The 17474-nt window shown below is 70.8% G+C and carries 14 protein-coding genes; 11 read left to right on the plus strand and 3 right to left on the minus strand.

The genetic code is table 11. From position 1 onward, the window contains the following. Positions 1-43: 43 nt before the first annotated feature. The 5 genes from yajC to relA all read left to right on the plus strand — a co-directional run bounded on the left by yajC (position 44) and on the right by relA (position 6811). The gene (gene yajC, locus JS756_RS15775; RefSeq protein WP_205383778.1) at positions 44-529 is read left to right on the plus strand and encodes a preprotein translocase subunit YajC; all 486 of its coding nucleotides are present in this window, start codon (positions 44-46) and stop codon (positions 527-529) included. Between the two features lie 131 nt (positions 530-660). After that, positions 661-2469 carry a protein translocase subunit SecD gene (gene secD / locus JS756_RS15780; protein ID WP_205383736.1) on the plus strand — a complete coding sequence of 603 codons (1809 nt, stop codon included), beginning with the start codon at positions 661-663 and terminating at the stop codon, positions 2467-2469. Between the two features lie 2 nt (positions 2470-2471). Then, positions 2472-3575, plus strand: coding sequence for a protein translocase subunit SecF (secF, locus tag JS756_RS15785; protein WP_205383779.1), 1104 nt, complete (start codon positions 2472-2474; stop codon positions 3573-3575). Next, positions 3572-4111 carry an adenine phosphoribosyltransferase gene (locus tag JS756_RS15790; RefSeq protein WP_205383737.1) on the plus strand — a complete coding sequence of 180 codons (540 nt, stop codon included), beginning with the start codon at positions 3572-3574 and terminating at the stop codon, positions 4109-4111. Before secF ends, JS756_RS15790 begins: the two co-directional genes overlap by 4 nt. A gap of 171 nt (positions 4112-4282) precedes the next feature. Then, a complete protein-coding gene (relA, locus tag JS756_RS15795; RefSeq protein ID WP_205383738.1) occupies positions 4283-6811 on the plus strand; it encodes a GTP pyrophosphokinase in 2529 nt (842 codons plus the stop codon). 250 nt (positions 6812-7061) lie between these two features. On the opposite strand, the gene JS756_RS15800 is transcribed toward relA, so the two are convergent. Both JS756_RS15800 and JS756_RS15805 read right to left on the minus strand, forming a co-directional pair. Further along, positions 7062-8291: a DUF349 domain-containing protein gene (locus tag JS756_RS15800; protein ID WP_205383739.1), complete on the minus strand. Its 1230-nt coding sequence runs from the start codon at positions 8289-8291 to the stop codon at positions 7062-7064. A gap of 143 nt (positions 8292-8434) precedes the next feature. Beyond that, positions 8435-9259, minus strand: a complete 825-nt coding sequence (locus tag JS756_RS15805; RefSeq protein WP_205383740.1) for a peptidylprolyl isomerase — start codon at positions 9257-9259, stop codon at positions 8435-8437. 180 nt (positions 9260-9439) lie between these two features. Here JS756_RS15805 and JS756_RS15810 point away from each other — a divergent pair, with 180 nt between their 5' ends. The 5 genes from JS756_RS15810 (at position 9440) to rpsD (ending at position 14651) form a co-directional block, all read left to right on the plus strand. Next, the gene (locus JS756_RS15810; RefSeq protein WP_205383741.1) at positions 9440-10147 is read left to right on the plus strand and encodes an MBL fold metallo-hydrolase; all 708 of its coding nucleotides are present in this window, start codon (positions 9440-9442) and stop codon (positions 10145-10147) included. An 11-nt stretch (positions 10148-10158) separates the two neighbouring features. After that, on the plus strand, positions 10159-11421 hold the full coding sequence (gene hisS / locus JS756_RS15815) for a histidine--tRNA ligase (protein WP_205383742.1): 1263 nt from the start codon (positions 10159-10161) through the stop codon (positions 11419-11421). 264 nt (positions 11422-11685) lie between these two features. Next, entirely contained in the window at positions 11686-12345 is a 660-nt protein-coding gene (locus tag JS756_RS15820) for a vitamin K epoxide reductase family protein (protein ID WP_205383743.1), read from the plus strand. Positions 12346-12389: 44 nt separating this feature from the next. After that, a complete protein-coding gene (locus tag JS756_RS15825) occupies positions 12390-13745 on the plus strand; it encodes a replication-associated recombination protein A (protein WP_205383744.1) in 1356 nt (451 codons plus the stop codon). A gap of 291 nt (positions 13746-14036) precedes the next feature. After that, positions 14037-14651, plus strand: coding sequence for a 30S ribosomal protein S4 (rpsD, locus tag JS756_RS15830; RefSeq protein WP_205383745.1), 615 nt, complete (start codon positions 14037-14039; stop codon positions 14649-14651). Between the two features lie 23 nt (positions 14652-14674). On the opposite strand, the gene JS756_RS15835 is transcribed toward rpsD, so the two are convergent. After that, on the minus strand, positions 14675-16873 hold the full coding sequence (locus tag JS756_RS15835; RefSeq protein WP_205383746.1) for an ATP-binding protein: 2199 nt from the start codon (positions 16871-16873) through the stop codon (positions 14675-14677). A gap of 150 nt (positions 16874-17023) precedes the next feature. On the opposite strand from JS756_RS15835, the gene JS756_RS15840 reads away from it, so the two are divergent. Next, a complete protein-coding gene (locus tag JS756_RS15840; protein WP_205383747.1) occupies positions 17024-17461 on the plus strand; it encodes a DUF948 domain-containing protein in 438 nt (145 codons plus the stop codon). Positions 17462-17474: the final 13 nt, after the last annotated feature.

Below are 17474 nucleotides of genomic sequence, written 5' to 3' on the forward strand. Positions count from 1 at the left end.
CCGCGGTCGTGCGAAGGAATTCCGTCCCGTGAATAACATCGGCATGCTCCTCCCGTTCATCGTGCTCATCGGGGCCATGTTCCTCATGACCCGCTCGGCCAAGCGCAAGCAGCAGCAGGCCCAGCAGATGCGCAATGAGTTGCAGCCCGGAAGCGGTATCCGCACCATCGGGGGCATGTACGCGACGGTCAAGGAGGTCAACGACGACACGGTCCTCGTCGACGCCGGCCCCGGCGTGGAGCTCCTCTTCGCCAAGAACGCGATCGGTGCCGTCCTCTCGGACGACGAGTACAACCGCATCGTCCACGGCGTCGAGCACGACCTGAAGTCCGACTCCGACGTCGTCCCGGACGACGCCTCTTCCCTCACCGGGGCCGACGAGCCCGCCGACGCTGCCGCCGCCTCCGACGCCCCGGCCGTCGACCTCGGCAAGGAGGACGAGGCCGAGGAGCCGTCCGACGACACCGAGGCCAAGGCCACGGCGGACGCCGAGCCGAAGAAGACCGACGGCGGCGCCGAAGCGAAGTAGTCATGTCACGCGGTGCGCGGGCCGGTCCCGCGCACCGCGTGACGTGCGCTTCTCGCAGGGGGTCCCCAAAAACATCATGGCCGCCGCCGCGCCCGTCCGGCGCGAGGCGGCCCGAGAGGGAGTACGAGAAGGTGGCAGCACCTAAAAAGGGCCGGAGCGCGAGCGCCCACAGCAAGCCCTGGCGCTCGCTGGCCCTGATCCTGATCGCCATCGCGGCGCTCACCGGAGGCATGTTCGCCACCGGTGACACCACCCCGCGACTCGGCATCGACCTTGCCGGCGGCACGAGCATCACGCTCAAAGCGGTGAACGAGCCGGGCAAGCCGAACGCGATCAACAAGGCGAACATGAACACCGCCGTCGGCATCATCGAGCGCCGTGTCAACGGCCTCGGCGTCTCGGAAGCGGAGGTACAGACCCAGGGGAACGAGAACATCGTCGTCAACATCCCCCGGGGCACCAACGAGAAGCAGGCCCGTGACCAGGTCGGAACCACGGCCAAGCTCTTCTTCCGGCCTGTGATCAGCGGCCAGCCGGCTCCCGCGCAGACGTCCGCCAGCCCGTCGTCCTCCCCGTCGACCTCCAGCGGGACCGACTCCGGCAAGTCGGCCGCGCCGAGCGTCTCGACCACGTCGAGCGCCTCGCCGTCGAGCGGCTCCGCCAGCCCGAGCCCCTCGGAGACGAAGCAGGGCCGCCCGCTGTCCGGCGGCCTGCTGGCAGCGGACGACAAGGCGTCGTCCTCCCCGTCGCCCTCCACCGGCGGTTCCTCTTCGCCGAGCCCGTCCACCACCGCCCCGGCGCCGAGCGGCACGGACGCCTCGGCCGGCCTGGAGGCGCAGCTGGCGGCTCTGGACTGCTCCACCCCCGAGGCTCGCGCCGCCGCGAGCGAGAAGGCCAGGGCGGCCAAGGAGACCGACAGCATCGTCGCCTGCGACCCCCGGGCCCAGCAGAAGTACGCGCTCGGCCCCGTCGCGGTGAAGGGCGAGCGGATCAAGTCGGCCGACGCGGTGTTCGACACCCAGGCGGCTCAGGGCTGGATCGTCCAGATGGACTTCGACGGCACCGGAGCGAAGCAGTTCGCCTCCGTCACCGGCGAGCTGGCCGCCAAGGCGCCGCCGCAGAACCAGTTCGCCATCGTCCTCGACGGTGAGATCGCGTCCGCTCCTTCCCTGAGCGGGGCGATCACCGGCGGCAGCGCCCAGATCACCGGTGGGTTCACCGAGCAGACCGCTCGCGACCTGGCCAACATGCTGTCGTACGGCGCGCTCCCGCTCTCCTTCCAGGAGCAGAGCGTGACCACGGTCACCGCCGCGCTCGGCGGTGAGCAGCTGCACGCCGGTCTGATCGCAGGCGCCATCGGTCTCGCGCTGGTGATCATCTACCTGGTGACCTACTACCGCGGTCTGTCCTTCATCGCGATCTTCTCGCTGCTGGTGTCCGCGATCCTCACCTACGTGATCATGTCGCTGCTCGGCCCGGCGATCGGGTTCGCCCTGAACCTGCCGGCGGTGTGCGGTGCCATCGTCGCGATCGGTATCACAGCGGACTCGTTCATCGTCTACTTCGAACGCATCCGCGACGAGATCCGCGAGGGCCGTACGCTGCGCCCCGCCGTCGAGCGGGCCTGGCCGCGGGCCAGGCGCACCATCCTGGTCTCCGACTTCGTGTCGTTCCTCGCCGCCGCGGTGCTGTTCATCGTCACCGTCGGCAAGGTCCAGGGCTTCGCGTTCACGCTGGGTCTGACCACTGTCCTCGACGTCGTGGTGGTCTTCTTCTTCACCAAGCCGCTCATGACCATCCTCGCCCGCCGGAAGTTCTTCGCGGACGGCCACAAGTGGTCCGGCCTCGACCCGAAGAGCCTGGGTGCCAAGCCGCCGCTGCGCCGCACCCGCCGTCCCGCCGGTCCCGTCGCCGGCCCTGCCGAGACGAAGGAGGCGTGAGCATGTCGAAACTCGGCAGCATCGGCGCTCGACTGCACCGCGGTGAGATCAGCTACGACTTCATCGGTCACCGCAAGATCTGGTACGGCGTGTCCATCCTGATCACCATCACGGCCATCCTCGGCCTGGCGGTGCGCGGACTGAACATGGGCATCGACTTCGAGGGCGGCGCCGTCTTCGTCACCCCGAAGACCAGCGCCTCCGTCGCCCAGGCGGAGGGGTACGCGCGGGACGCGGCCGGCCACGAGGTGGTCGTGCAGAAGCTCGGCACGGGCGGTCTGCGCATCCAGATCGCCGGCATGGACACGGCCCAGTCCGACGAGGTCAAGCGTGAACTCGCCCAGGACCTCAAGCTCGACCCGGAGAAGATCAACGCCGACCTCGTCGGTCCCAGCTGGGGCGAGCAGATCGCCAAGAAGGCCTGGCAGGGCCTGGCGATCTTCATGATCCTCGTCGTGATCTATCTGGCGATCGCCTTCGAATGGCGCATGGCCGTGGCGGCACTCGTCGCCCTGATCCACGACATCACCATCACCGCCGGCATCTACGCCCTCGTCGGATTCGAGGTCACGCCCGGTACGGTGATCGGCCTGCTCACCATCCTCGGTTACTCGCTGTACGACACGGTCGTCGTCTTCGACTCCCTCAAGGAGCAGACGAAGGACATCACCAAGCAGACCAGATTCACCTACAGCGAGATCGCCAACCGCTCGATCAACGGCACCCTGGTCCGCTCCATCAACACCACGGTCGTCGCGCTCCTGCCGGTCGCCGGTCTGCTGTTCATCGGCGGCGGTTTCCTCGGCGCCGGCACGCTCAACGACATCTCGCTGTCGCTGTTCGTCGGCCTCGCGGCCGGTGCCTACTCCTCGATCTTCATCGCCACGCCGCTCGTCGCCGACCTCAAGGAGCGCGAGCCGCAGCTGAAGGCCCTCAGGAAGCGGGTCCTCGCCAAGCGCGCCCAGGCCGCCGCGGCGGAGGAGACGGCCGGGGCTCGTGGCGGCGCCGGTGAGCCCGAGGGCGCCACCCCGGCGGTCGTCGGGCCGCGCAACCAGCCCACCTCCCGCGGCCGGGGCCGGGGCCGTCCCTCGGGGAAGCGCCCGTGACCGACATCGAGGAGCTCCTGCTCAGCCGCATCCGCGACGTGGCCGACTACCCGGAGCCGGGCGTGATGTTCAAGGACATCACCCCGCTGCTGGCCGACCCGGCGGCGTTCACCGCGCTCACCGACGCGTTCGCGGAGATCGCCGAGCGCACCGCCGCCACCAAGGTCGTCGGGCTGGAGGCGCGTGGATTCATCCTGGGCGCCCCGGTCGCCGTCCGCGCCGGACTCGGCTTCGTACCGGTCCGCAAGGCGGGCAAACTGCCGGGAGCCACCCTCAGCCAGGCCTACGACCTGGAGTACGGCTCGGCGGAGATCGAGGTCCACGCCGAGGACCTGTGCTCCGGCGACCGCGTGCTCGTGGTCGACGACGTCCTGGCCACCGGCGGCACGGCGGAGGCATCGATCCGGCTCGTCCACCGCGCGGGTGCCGAGGTCGCCGGCGTCGCCGTGCTGATGGAGCTGAGTTTCCTCGCCGGCCGCGGCCGGCTGGAGTCGGCTCTGCGCGGCGCGCCGCTGGAGTCACTGCTGACGGTCTGAGAGACGTGCGACGCCCCTGGGGCGGGCCCGGAGGAATCCGGCGCCCGCCCCAGGCGTTTCTCCGGTAGACGTCCCTCACATCGGCCTGAAGGCGATGCCGGAGCCCAGGATCGCTACGATGGGGACTCCGGAGCCTGACCGGGGGACCCGGATCGCGCACGAGGAGTCCTCTTGCCAGACGAGGCCCAGCACCTGACCGCCGCCAAGCCCGAGTCCGCCTCGGCCGCAGCGGCCAAGCCCGCGCCGAGCGCGCCGCACGCGAAGAACGACACCCGCGGGCCGATCGAGCACGCCCAGTCCGCGCCCGCCGAGCGGCCCGCGGAACAGGCGCGTCCCAAGCCGGCCCCGCCCCAGAGCCCGGCCCCCGCGGTCCGCCCCAACGTGGGCCAGCCGGCCCGCAGCGGCTCCTCCAACCGTGTCCGCGCCCGGCTCGCGCGGCTCGGCGTCCAGCGCGCCAACCCCTACAACCCGGTGCTCGAACCGCTGCTGCGGATAGTACGCAGCAACGACCCCAAGATCGAGACATCGACGCTCCGACAGATCGAGCGCGCCTACCAGGTCGCCGAGCGCTGGCACCGTGGCCAGAAGCGCAAGAGCGGCGATCCCTACATCACCCACCCCCTCGCGGTGACGACGATCCTCGCCGAGCTGGGTATGGATCCGGCCACGCTCATGGCGGGCCTGCTGCACGACACCGTGGAGGACACCGAGTACGGCCTGGAGGACCTGCGCCGCGACTTCGGCGACGTCGTCACCCTCCTCGTCGACGGTGTCACCAAGCTGGACAAGGTCAAGTTCGGCGAGGCCGCCCAGGCCGAGACCGTGCGCAAGATGGTCGTCGCCATGGCCAAGGACCCTCGCGTCCTGGTCATCAAGCTCGCCGACCGCCTGCACAACATGCGCACCATGCGCTACCTCAAGCGCGAGAAGCAGGAGCAGAAGGCGCGCGAGACCCTGGAGATCTATGCTCCGCTCGCCCACCGCCTGGGCATGAACACCATCAAGTGGGAGCTCGAGGACCTCGCCTTCGCGATCCTCTACCCCAAGATGTACGACGAGATCGTTCGGCTGGTGGCCGAGCGCGCTCCCAAGCGGGACGAGTATCTGGCGAAGGTGATCGACGAGGTCCAGTCGGACCTGCGCGGCGCCCGCATCCGGGCCACCGTCACCGGCCGCCCGAAGCACTATTACAGCGTCTACCAGAAGATGATCGTCCGCGGCCGTGACTTCGCGGAGATCTACGACCTGGTGGGCATCCGCGTCCTGGTGGACACGGTCAGGGACTGCTACGCCGCCCTCGGCACGGTGCACGCGCGATGGAACCCGGTCCCCGGCCGGTTCAAGGACTACATCGCGATGCCCAAGTTCAACATGTACCAGTCGCTGCACACGACGGTCATCGGGCCCAGCGGCAAGCCGGTCGAGCTGCAGATCCGCACCTTCGACATGCACCGCCGCGCCGAGTACGGCATCGCCGCGCACTGGAAGTACAAGCAGGACGCCGTCGCCGGAGCCTCCAAGGTGCGCACCGACGCGCCCCGCTCGTCCGGCAAGGACAAGGACGCCATCAACGACATGGCGTGGCTCAGGCAGCTCCTCGACTGGCAGAAGGAGACCGAGGACCCCGGTGAGTTCCTGGAGTCGCTGCGCTTCGACCTCTCCCGCAACGAGGTCTTCGTCTTCACCCCCAAGGGCGATGTCATAGCGCTGCCGGCGGGCGCCACGCCCGTGGACTTCGCCTACGCCGTCCACACCGAGGTCGGTCACCGCACGATAGGAGCACGGGTCAACGGCCGCCTGGTGCCGCTGGAGTCGACCCTCGACAACGGCGACCTGGTGGAGGTCTTCACCTCCAAGGCACCCGGCGCCGGGCCGTCGCGGGACTGGCTCGGCTTCGTCAAGTCGCCGCGGGCCCGCAACAAGATCAGAGGATGGTTCTCCAAGGAGCGCCGCGACGAGGCGATCGAGCAGGGCAAGGACGCCATCGTCCGGGCCATGCGCAAGCAGAACCTGCCGATCCAGCGCATCCTGACCGGCGACTCCCTGGTCACGCTCGCCCACGAGATGCGCTACTCGGACATCTCCGCGCTGTACGCGGCGATCGGCGAGGGCCACGTGTCCGCGCAGCACATCGTGCAGAAGCTCGTCCAGGCACTCGGCGGCGAGGAGGCGGCCACCGAGGAGATCGACGAGGCGGTCCCGCCGACCCGCACCCGCAGCCGCAAGCGGCGCAGCAGCCAGGACCCCGGTGTCGTCGTCAAGGGCGTCGACGACGTGTGGGTCAAGCTGGCCCGCTGCTGCACGCCGGTTCCCGGTGACCCGATCATCGGCTTCGTCACGCGGGGTAGTGGAGTATCGGTTCACCGCAGCGACTGCGTCAACGTGGAGTCACTGTCCCGGGAGCCCGAGCGGATCCTGGAGGTCGAGTGGGCGCCCACCCAGTCCTCGGTCTTCCTCGTGGCCATACAGGTCGAGGCCCTGGACCGCTCCCGGCTGCTCTCCGACGTCACACGGGTGCTGTCCGACCAGCACGTCAACATCCTGTCCGCGGCCGTGCAGACCTCCCGCGACCGGGTCGCCACGTCCCGCTTCACCTTCGAGATGGGCGACCCCAAGCACCTGGGCCACGTCCTGAAAGCCGTACGCGGCGTGGAGGGCGTGTACGACGTCTACCGCGTGACGTCGGCCCGCCGACCCTGAGGGCGGCGTTCACCCGTAAGGGCGAGAAGCAGCGTCCGGCGCACCGGGAGGGACGCGCCGGACGCTGCTCCGCGAGGGCCTGCCGGGGTTCTCGGCCGGTACGGCGCGAGGGCGTCCCGTACGTGGTGCGTCCGGGCGGACGCGCTCCCCGTGCGGCTCCGTGCGGCTCCGCGGCTCCGTGCGGTGAGCATGCCGATGGCCCCCGTACGGCGTGTACGGGAGCCATCGGCATGGACGGGGCGAGGAGCGGCTAGCCGCCGAACTCCTGCAGACCCTTCAGCGCCTGGTCCAGGAGCGCCTGGCGGCCCTCCAGCTCGCGCTCCAGCTTGTCGGCCCGGGACGTGTTGCCCTGGGCGCGCGCCTGCTCGATCTGCGTCCGCAGCTTGTCCACGGCTGCCTGCAGCTGTCCGGTCAGCCCCTCGGCACGCGCACGTGCCTCCGGGTTGGTCCGCCGCCACTCGGCCTCCTCGGCCTCCTGGATGGCGCGCTCGACCGTGTGCATCCGGCCCTCGACCTTCGGCCGGGCGTCCCGGGGCACATGGCCGATGGACTCCCAGCGCTCGTTGATCGAGCGGAACGCCGCGCGCGCGGCCTTGAGATCCGTCACGGGCAGGAGCTTCTCGGCCTCCTGGGCCAGCTCCTCCTTCAGCTTCAGGTTCTCCGCCTGCTCGGCGTCGCGCTCGGCGAACACCGAGCTGCGCGCGGCGAAGAAGATGTCCTGGGCGCCGCGGAAGCGGTTCCACAGGTCGTCCTCGTGTTCGCGCTGGGCGCGGCCCGCGGCCTTCCAGTCCGCCATCAGCTCGCGGTAGCGGGCTGCCGTCGGCCCCCAGTCCGTCGAGCCGGACAGCTCCTCGGCCTCGGCGACCAGCCGCTCCTTGGTGCGGCGGGCCTCCTCGCGCTGCGCGTCCAGTTGCGCGAAGTGGGCCTTGCGGCGCTTGGAGAACGCCGACCGGGCGTGCGAGAAGCGGTGCCACAGCTCGTCGTCGGACTTGCGGTCCAGGCGCGGCAGGCCCTTCCAGGTGTCCACCAGCGCCCGCAGCCGCTCACCGGCCACCCGCCACTGGTCGGACCGGGCCAGGTCCTCGGCCTCGGCGACCAGCGCCTCCTTCGCCTTGCGTGCCTCGTCGGACTGCCGGGCGCGCTGCGCCCTGCGCTCCTCACGCCGCTTGTCGACGTTCTCGACGAGCTTGTCCAGCCGCGCCCGCAGCGCGGCCAGGTCACCGACCGCGTGATGGGCGTCCACCTGCTCGCGCAGGTGGTCGATGGCGATCTGGGCGTCCTTCGCCGACAGGTCGGTGGTCTGCACGCGCTTTTCGAGGAGGCCGATCTCGACAACCAGGCCCTCGTACTTGCGCTCGAAGTAGGCCAGCGCCTCCTCGGGGGAGCCGGCCTGCCAGGAACCGACGACCTGCTCGCCGTCGGCCGTACGCACGTACACGGTCCCCGTCTCGTCGACGCGGCCCCACGGGTCGCTGCTCACAGCGCCTCCTCCACATGATGCCCGCGAGGGGCGTTCGCGCCCCCGGGCATCGTCCACAATTTCGTCACCGCCAACATAGGCGACCGGCGGGTTGCCTGTCCGCATCCAGCGGCACCGAAATTTCGCCGCTGGTCACGGACGTATCAGGATTTTGTGACCGTCGCCCTGTTGATCACCACGGTCGCGTTCGGCGCGGTGTTCATGGTGGTCGGGTCCGCGGGCTGGGCACCGGCCGCCGCGATCTTCTTCAGCACCGTCATCCCCTCCTTGGACACCGTACCGAAGGGGGTGTAGCTCGGCGGGAGCTGGCTGTCCTCGTACACCAGGAAGAACTGGCTGCCACCCGTGTGAGGCTGGCTCTTGTTGGCCATCGCGACCGTGCCCGCCGGGTACACGTTGCCCTTCAGGGAGCTGTCCTTGAGGTTCTCGTCGGGGATCGTGTACCCCGGGCCGCCGGTGCCCGTGCCCGTCGGGTCTCCGCACTGGAGCACGTAGATGCCGGAGTCGGTGAGCCGGTGGCACTTCGTGTGGTCGAAGAAGCCCTTGCCCGCGAGGAAGTCGAACGAGTTCACGGTGTGCGGTGCGGCCGACGCCTTCAGCGCGATGCCGATGTCACCGCACGTCGTCTCCAGCTTCATGGTGTACTTGGCCGACTTGTCGATCGCCATCGCCGGTTCCGACTTCCAGGTCTCCGACTTGGCCTTGCCCTCGGCCGGCTTCGCGCACGGGTCCTTCGGCTTCGCCGAGGCCGACGGCGTGACCTCGGCACCCGCGTTGGCCTTGCCGTCGTCGTCCTTCAGCACGCCGGTCGTGTACAGCGCGAGGCTGCCCACCAGAACCACGCCGAGCGCCGAACCGATCACGGAATTGCGGATCCGTGACTTGCGCCGTGCCTCGGTGCGCCGCTGCTGCTGCCGCAAGAACTTCTCCCGGGCGAGCTGACGCCGCCGCTGCTCCTGGCTGACCACCGGGTTCACTCCTCGAATACATCTCGTACGTCGTCTGGGGCGCGTGCGTCAGTTGAGCCGATCGCCTGCGTGTGCCCCGTACCGTATATGGGTTCGCTGAGGAATCGGCAGCGCCGGTAGGCTCTGACAGCAGTTGCAGCCGACCAGAACCGCCCTGTACCGACACAACGAAGGACGATCGTGCTCATTGCCGGGTTCCCCGCCGGGGCCTGGGGGACGAACTGCTATCTCGTCGCCCCCGCCGCCGGTGAGGAGTGCGTGATCATCGACCCGGGCCACCAGGCGGCCCCCGGAGTCGAAGAGGCGCTGAAGAAGCATCGGCTCAAGCCCGTCGCCGTCGTCCTCACGCACGGCCACATCGACCACGTCGCCTCGGTCGTCCCCGTCTGCGGCGCGCACGACGTACCGGCCTGGATCCACCCCGAGGACCGGTACATGATGAGCGACCCCGGGAAGGCGCTCGGCCGCTCCATCGGCATGCCGCTGATGGGCGAGCTGACCGTGGGGGAGCCGGACGACGTCCGCGAGCTGACCGACGGCCGCGAGCTGGAGCTCGCCGGGCTGAGGTTCTCCGTCGCGCACGCCCCGGGCCATACCAGGGGGTCGGTGACCTTCCGGATGCCCGAGACCGCGGAGATCCCGCCGGTCTTCTTCTCGGGCGACCTGCTGTTCGCCGGCTCCGTCGGACGCACCGACCTTCCGGGCGGCTCCATGGAGGACATGCTCGCGTCGCTGGCCCGCGTGTGCCTGCCGCTCGACGACTCCACCGTGGTGCTGTCCGGCCACGGCCCCCAGACGACCATCGGCCGGGAGCGCGCCACCAACCCGTATCTGCGGCAGGTGGGCGCCGGCCAGGGAGCGACCGAGGCTCCCCGACGAGGAATGTGACGAGACCTTCCGTGAGCACCTTCAAGGCCCCCAAGGGCACGTACGACCTGATCCCGCCGGACTCCGCGAAGTACCTCGCCGTCCGTGAGGCGATCGCCGCCCCGCTGCGCAGCTCCGGCTACGGCTACATCGAGACACCCGGCTTCGAGAACGTCGAGCTGTTCGCGCGCGGTGTCGGCGAGTCCACCGACATCGTCACCAAGGAGATGTACACGCTGCGGACCAAGGGCGGGGACGACCTCGCCCTGCGCCCCGAGGGCACCGCCTCCGTGCTGCGCGCGGCCCTGGAGGCCAACCTGCACAAGGCCGGCAACCTCCCGGTCAAGCTCTGGTACGCCGGCTCGTACTACCGCTACGAGCGCCCCCAGAAGGGCCGCTACCGCCACTTCTCCCAGGTCGGCGCCGAGGCGATCGGGGCCGAGGACCCGGCCCTGGACGCCGAACTGATCATCCTGGCCGACCAGGCGTACCGCTCGCTCGGCCTGAGCGACTTCCGCATCCTGCTCAACAGCCTCGGCGACAAGGAGTGCCGCCCCGTCTACCGGGCCGCCCTGCAGGAGTTCCTGCGCGGCCTGGACCTGGACGAGGACACCCGCCGCCGCGTCGACATCAACCCGCTGCGGGTCCTGGACGACAAGCGCGAGTCGGTGCAGGCGCAGCTGACCGGGGCGCCCCTGCTGCGCGACTACCTGTGCGACGCCTGCAAGGCGTACCACGAGGAGGTCCGCGAGCTGATCGGCGCGGCCGGCGTCGCCTTCGAGGACGACGCGAAGCTGGTGCGCGGCCTGGACTACTACACACGCACCACCTTCGAGTTCGTCCACGACGGCCTGGGCTCCCAGTCCGCGGTCGGCGGCGGCGGACGGTACGACGGTTTGTCGGAGATGATCGGCGGGCCCGCGCTGCCGTCCGTCGGATGGGCCCTCGGTGTCGACCGGACGGTGCTCGCGCTGGAGGCGGAGGGCATCGAGCTCGCGATCCCGGACGCCACGTCCGTCTACGCCGTCCCGCTCGGCGAGGAGGCCCGCCGGCTGCTGTTCGCCAAGGTGACCGAACTGCGCAAGGTCGGCGTCGCCGCCGACTTCGCATACGGCGGCAAGGGCCTGAAGGCGGCGATGAAGTCCGCCAACCGCTCCGGCGCCCGCTACGCGCTGGTGCTGGGGGAGCGCGACATCGCCGAGGGCGTGGTCCAGCTCAAGGACATGGAGTCCGGGGAGCAGTCCGCGGTCGGCCTGAAGGAGATCGTGGCGGAGCTGGAGGCGCGGCTCGGCTGACCCGCGCACCGACAGGGCGCCGGAGCCCCCCGGGGGGACTCCGGCGCCCTCGCCGTTCGCGGCGCCCGGCCGGACGGGGCCCGCCGGTCGCGGACCTCCGCCGGGTGCGGCCCCTCACCGACCGCGTTCCCTGGCCGGATCCGATCGTCATGCCCCCTCCGCACGAACGTCCTTATGCGGAGCGAACGGTGCCCACACACACGCGTGCGGCACAATGGCCGGTGCCCGAAGAAGGTCCCTCCACCTACAGACGGAATCGGCGTGATGAGCAAGACGACAGTCAAGGACGTCTCCACCGAGCCCGAACCGCAGCCGGCCGAGGCCGGGGTCCCGAGGACGGCCGGCGGCAGCCGGGCCTTCGCGGTGCTGCTGCTGATCACCGGAGCCGCCGGGCTGCTCGCCGCGTGGGTCATCACGGTCGACAAGTTCAAGCTGATGGAGGCCAAGCTCGAGGGCAAGACCTTCATCCCCGGGTGCAGCATCAACCCGATCGTCTCCTGCGGCAGCGTGATGGAGTCCAAGCAGGCGTCGGTCTTCGGCTTCCCCAACCCGATGCTCGGCCTCGTCGCCTACGGCATCGTCATCTGCGTCGGCATGAGCCTGCTCACCCGGGCCCGCTTCCCGCGCTGGTACTGGCTCACCTTCAACGCCGGCACCCTCTTCGGCGTCTCCTTCTGCGCCTGGCTGATGTTCCAGTCGCTGTACCGGATCAACGCGCTGTGCCTGTGGTGCTCGCTGGCCTGGGTCGCGACGATCATCATGTTCTGGTACGTGACCTCGTTCAACGTCCGCAACGGCTTCCTGCCCGCGCCGCGCTGGCTGAAGGGCTTCTTCGGCGAGTTCACCTGGGTGCTGCCCGTGCTGCACATCGGCATCATCGGCATGCTCATCCTGACCCGCTGGTGGGACTTCTGGACCAGCTGACGGCCTCCCGGGGGATTGTCGGTGCGGTGTTCTAGGGTTTCAGCGTGGAGCCCGATCTGTTCACCGCCGCCGCCGAAGACCGCCAGGAGAAGGACCCCGCTGCCAGTCCCCTGGCGGTCCGGATGCGCCCGCGCACCCTGGACGAGGTCGTCGGTCAGCAGCACCTGCTGAAGCCCGGCTCACCACTGCGCCGACTGGTCGGTGAGGGAGCCAAGGGCCCGGCCGGACCGTCCTCGGTGATCCTCTGGGGTCCCCCCGGCACCGGCAAGACGACCCTGGCGTACGTCGTCTCCAAGGCCACCAACAAGCGCTTCGTGGAGCTCTCGGCGATCACCGCAGGCGTCAAGGAGGTCCGTGCGGTCATCGACGGCGCCCGCCGCGCCAGCGGCGGCTACGGCCAGGAGACCGTCCTCTTCCTCGACGAGATCCACCGCTTCAGCAAGGCCCAGCAGGACTCCCTCCTCCCGGCGGTCGAGAACCGCTGGGTCACCCTGATCGCGGCCACCACGGAGAACCCGTACTTCTCGGTGATCTCCCCGCTGCTCTCCCGCTCCCTCCTGCTCACTCTCGAACCCCTCACCGACGACGACGTCCGCGGCCTGCTCGGGCGGGCGCTGACCGACGAGCGCGGCCTGAAGGGCGCCGTCACGCTCCCCGAGGACACCGAGGAGCACCTGCTGCGCATCGCCGGCGGCGACGCCCGCCGCGCGCTCACCGCGCTGGAGGCCGCCGCCGGGGCCGCCCTCGACAAGGGCGAGAGTCAGATCGCGCTCGGCACGCTGGAGGAGACCGTCGACCGCGCGGCGGTGACGTACGACCGCGACGGCGACCAGCACTACGACGTCGCCAGCGCCCTGATCAAGTCCATCCGCGGCTCCGACGTCGACGCCGCCCTGCACTACCTGGCCCGCATGATCGAGGCCGGCGAGGACCCCCGCTTCATCGCCCGCCGCCTGATGATCTCCGCCAGCGAGGACATCGGCCTCGCCGACCCGGGCGCCCTGCCGATCGCCGTCGCCGCCGCGCAGGCCGTCGCCATGATCGGGTTCCCCGAGGCCGCCCTCACCCTCAGCCACGCCACGATCGCCCTCGCCCTCGCCCCCAAGTCCAACGCCGCCACCACCGCGATCGGCGCCGCCCTGGACGACGTACGGAAGGGCGTGGCCGGACCGGTCCCGCCGCACCTGCGCGACGGGCACTACAAGGGCGCCGCCAAGCTCGGCCACGCCCAGGGGTACGTCTACCCGCACGACCTGCCGGAGGGCATCGCGGCCCAGCAGTACGCCCCGGACGCCCTCAAGGACCGCACGTACTACACGCCCACCCGGCACGGTGCCGAGGCCCGGTACGCCGATGCCGTGGAGTGGACCCGGAGGCGACTCGGTCGCAGGCGGTCCTGACCGGCCTGTAGACTTGCCCGAAGTGCCGAGTCCCGTGCCGTCAGAACGGGACGACCGGCCGGAGCCCCCCGTGGGTTCCAGGAGCGTCGCGCACCGTCGACCGGTGTCGCGGGCAGCCCACCACCACCCGGAGTTCCGGGAGCGGTCGGTGGGCCACTCGCGTGCTGCACGTATGTGCCCAGACCAGGGGAGCGGCTGCCCGGCAGGTCCCGAGTGGACCCGGCGGGATTCCCCGGCTGCGGATGCGACCTCCCTCGACTCTGACAAGCCGGAACAAGGAAATGAGAGACAGTGGCGAACCAGTCCCGCCCCAAGGTCAAGAAGTCGCGTGCCCTCGGCATCGCGCTGACGCCGAAGGCCGTCAAGTACTTCGAGGCCCGTCCCTACCCGCCGGGTGAGCACGGCCGTGGCCGCAAGCAGAACTCGGACTACAAGGTCCGTCTGCTGGAGAAGCAGCGTCTGCGCGCGCAGTACGACATCTCCGAGCGCCAGCTGGTCCGCGCCTACGACCGCGCCTCCAAGGTGCAGGGCAAGACCGGTGAGGCCCTGATCGTGGAGCTGGAGAAGCGCCTCGACGCGCTGGTCCTGCGTTCGGGCATCGCCCGCACGATCTACCAGGCCCGCCAGATGGTCGTCCACGGCCACATCCAGGTGAACGGCAAGAAGGTCGACAAGCCGTCCTTCGTCGTCCGTCCCGACGATGTCGTCCAGGTCCGCGACCGCAGCAAGGACAAGACGCTCTTCCAGATCGCCCGTGAGGGTGGCTTCGCCCCGGACGGCGAGACCCCGCGCTACCTGCAGGTGAACCTCAAGGCCCTGGCGTTCCGCCTGGACCGCGAGCCGAACCGCAAGGAGATCCCGGTGATCTGCGACGAGCAGCTCGTCGTCGAGTACTACGCCCGCTGACCCCAGCAGGCGCCGGTACCACCTCAGCCCGCCGTCTCCCCGCCCTCCCGGGCGCGGAAGGCGGCGGGTTCGCGCGTTCCGGCACCGCCGCGGCCGCGCGACCCGCGCGGTGCGGGCAGCCCGTCGAGGGACCGCCCCCACCCCAGCGCCCGGGCGACGGCCGCTTCCCTCCCCAGCAGCCGGCCGCGCCCCGCGCACTCCTCGTACCGTTCGTCGCCGAGTGCGTCCCGGGCCGCGGTCTCGCACAGCTCGTGCGGGGCGTTGAAGTGGGCCGAGCCGAACAGCGGCAGCCCCACCGACGGCCAGATGCGGCTCGCCGCACCCTGCAGGACGGCGGCCTCCACGGGATCGCCCTCCGCCACCGTCACCAGGGCCAGCAGTTCCACGGCCAGCACCGAGCCGAGCAGGTCGTGGAAGCCGTGCGCGTCGGACAGGCACGCACTGAGCAGAGTGCGGGCGCGTGCCAGGTCGCCCTCGGCCCAGGCCGCGTACCCCAGCACGAACAGGGCGTACGCCCGCGCCCACCGCTCCCCGTGGTCGTCGCACGTCCGGCGGACGTCCTCGCACAACCGCACCGCCTCCGGCAGGTCCCCCAGGAATGCCCGCGCCATCGCCAGTTCGACCTGCCCCATGAGCACGTTGCTGTTCAGTTCGCCGATCTCCCGGTACCGCTCCAGCGCCGAGCGCAGCAGCGTCTCCGCACGGGCCATGTCGTCGCGAACCAGCGCGAGGCAGCCGGAGCGGTGCTCGGCGTACGCGACCGCGGCAGCGTTGGCGAAGCGCTCCGCCCCGTCCCGGCACGCGGTGAGGGCGGCCAGCGCGGGGGCCGTGTCGCCCTGCAGGATCGCCACGTAGCCCAGCACCCACAGCGCCTTCAACCGGGACTGCTCGTTCGCCGTCCGCTCCGCCTCCACGGCGACGCTGCGCTCCAGCCAGTGGCGTCCCTCCGGCAGCCGTCCGCAGCCCACCCACACGAACCACAGCGAACCCGCCAGGTACTGGCCCAGATGCGCCCCACCCGGCTCCGACAGGCAGTGCTCCAGTGCGCTCCGCAGGTTCGGCAGTTCCGTCTCGACGCGCGCGGCGACCTCGGCCTGCCGGGGCGAGAACCAGTCCAGCTCGCACCAGGTGGCCAGACCGACGTACCAGTCGCGGTGCCGCCGCCTCAGCCGCGGCGCGTCACCGGTGGCCTCCAGCCAGTCGGCGCCGTACGCCCGGATCGTGTCCAGCATGCGGTAGCGCACGCCCGCCGGGGAGCCGACGCGGGTGACCACCGACTGGGCGATCAGCTCGGCCAGCACCTCCAGTACGTCCTCGGCGTGGAGCCCGTGCCCACTGCACACGTACTCCACGGCCTCCAGGTCGAACTGCCCGGCGAACACCGACAGGCGGGCCCACAGCATCCGCTCCGCCGGGGTGCACAGCTCATGGCTCCAGCCGATCGCCGTGCGCAGCGCCCGATGGCGCGGCAGGGCGTCCCGCACCCCGCCCGCCAGCAGCCGGAACCGGTCGTCGACCCGCTCCAGCAACTGCCGCGGCGACAGGGCCCGCAGCCGCCCCGCCGCCAGCTCGACCGCCAGCGGGATCCCGTCCAGGCGCCGGCACAACTCGCGTACCTCCGCGTCGTCGGTGACCGTCACCCCCTGTCCGCAGGCCCGTTCGGCGAACAGCTCCACCGCCTCGTCCTCGGAGAGCGGTGCGAGCGGGAACAGCCGCTCGCCCGCCAGCCGCAGCGGACGCCGCCCCACGGCCAGTACCCTCAGCTCGGGCAGCCGGCTCAGCAGATCCGCCACCAGCTCCGCGCACGCCTGCGCCAGATGCTCGAACCCGTCGACGATCAGCAGCAGTTCACGGCCGGCCAGATGCGCGCGCAGCGTCTCGCGGGGGTGACGGGCGGTCTGGTCGGTCAACCCCAGCGCCTCCACGACCGCGTGGTCGACGAACTCCGGGTCGCGCAGCGGCGCCAGCTCCACCCTTCTGAAGCCCCCCGACGCCGCCCGCCCGGAGGAGTCCTTCCCGCCCGCCCGCGTCCCCCAGGCTGCGGCGGCCCTCGCCGCCAGGCGCGACTTGCCGATCCCGCCGGGCCCGGTGACGGTCACCAGCCGCGCCGCGTCCAGGGCACGGGCCAGTGCGCGCAGTTCGGCCGACCGCCCCACGAACGCGTCGGGTTCCCGGGGCAGGCCGCCGTCCGGGGCGGCACCGCAGGGCTGATGATCTCGCATGGAACACGGAGCGTACTGAGCTGTGTTCAGTCCGTACAATCGGCTCCGCCGCTCCTGCCGCCCCCCCATCAATCCGGTACGGAGCCGCCGCCGTGTCGCGATAGGCTCGGGCCACTGTTTTTCGATGTTCAGGCACGTTTCAGGGAGCGGGTGCACACGGTGTCGGGTGGAGAGGTTGCCGGGATTCTGGTGGCCGTCTTCTGGGCGATCCTGGTCTCCTTCCTCGCGGTGGCGCTCGCGAGGCTGGCCCAGACGCTCAGGGCGACCACCAAGCTCGTGGCGGACGTGACCGACCAGGCCGTCCCCCTGCTCTCCGACGCCTCCGTGGCGGTCCGCTCCGCGCAGACCCAGATCGACCGGGTCGACGCGATCGCCTCGGACGTCCAGGAGGTCACCTCGAACGCCAACGCGCTGTCCACGACCGTGGCCTCCACCTTCGGCGGGCCCCTGGTCAAGGTGGCGGCGTTCGGCTACGGCGTGCGCCGCGCCCTCGGCGGGCGCAAGGAGGACGTGCCCGCCAAGTCGCCGCGGCGTACCGTGATCGTGGGCCGCACCGTCCCGCCCTCCCGGCGGGGCAAGCGGAAGTGAGGACTGAGACCGA

The organism is Streptomyces actuosus (assembly GCF_016921115.1).
GTDB classification, from domain to species: Bacteria; Actinomycetota; Actinomycetes; order Streptomycetales; family Streptomycetaceae; genus Streptomyces; species Streptomyces actuosus_A.

Bases quoted from the DNA above. Each gene is read 5' to 3' on its own strand.
- secF (WP_205383779.1), top strand. From the start codon at position 2,472: ATGTCGAAACTCGGCAGCATCGGCGCTCGACTGCACCGCGGTGAGATC.
- JS756_RS15835 (WP_205383746.1), bottom strand. From the start codon at position 16,873: ATGCGAGATCATCAGCCCTGCGGTGCCGCCCCGGACGGCGGCCTGCCC.
- yajC (WP_205383778.1), top strand. From the start codon at position 44: ATGCTCCTCCCGTTCATCGTGCTCATCGGGGCCATGTTCCTCATGACC.
- JS756_RS15820 (WP_205383743.1), top strand. From the start codon at position 11,686: ATGAGCAAGACGACAGTCAAGGACGTCTCCACCGAGCCCGAACCGCAG.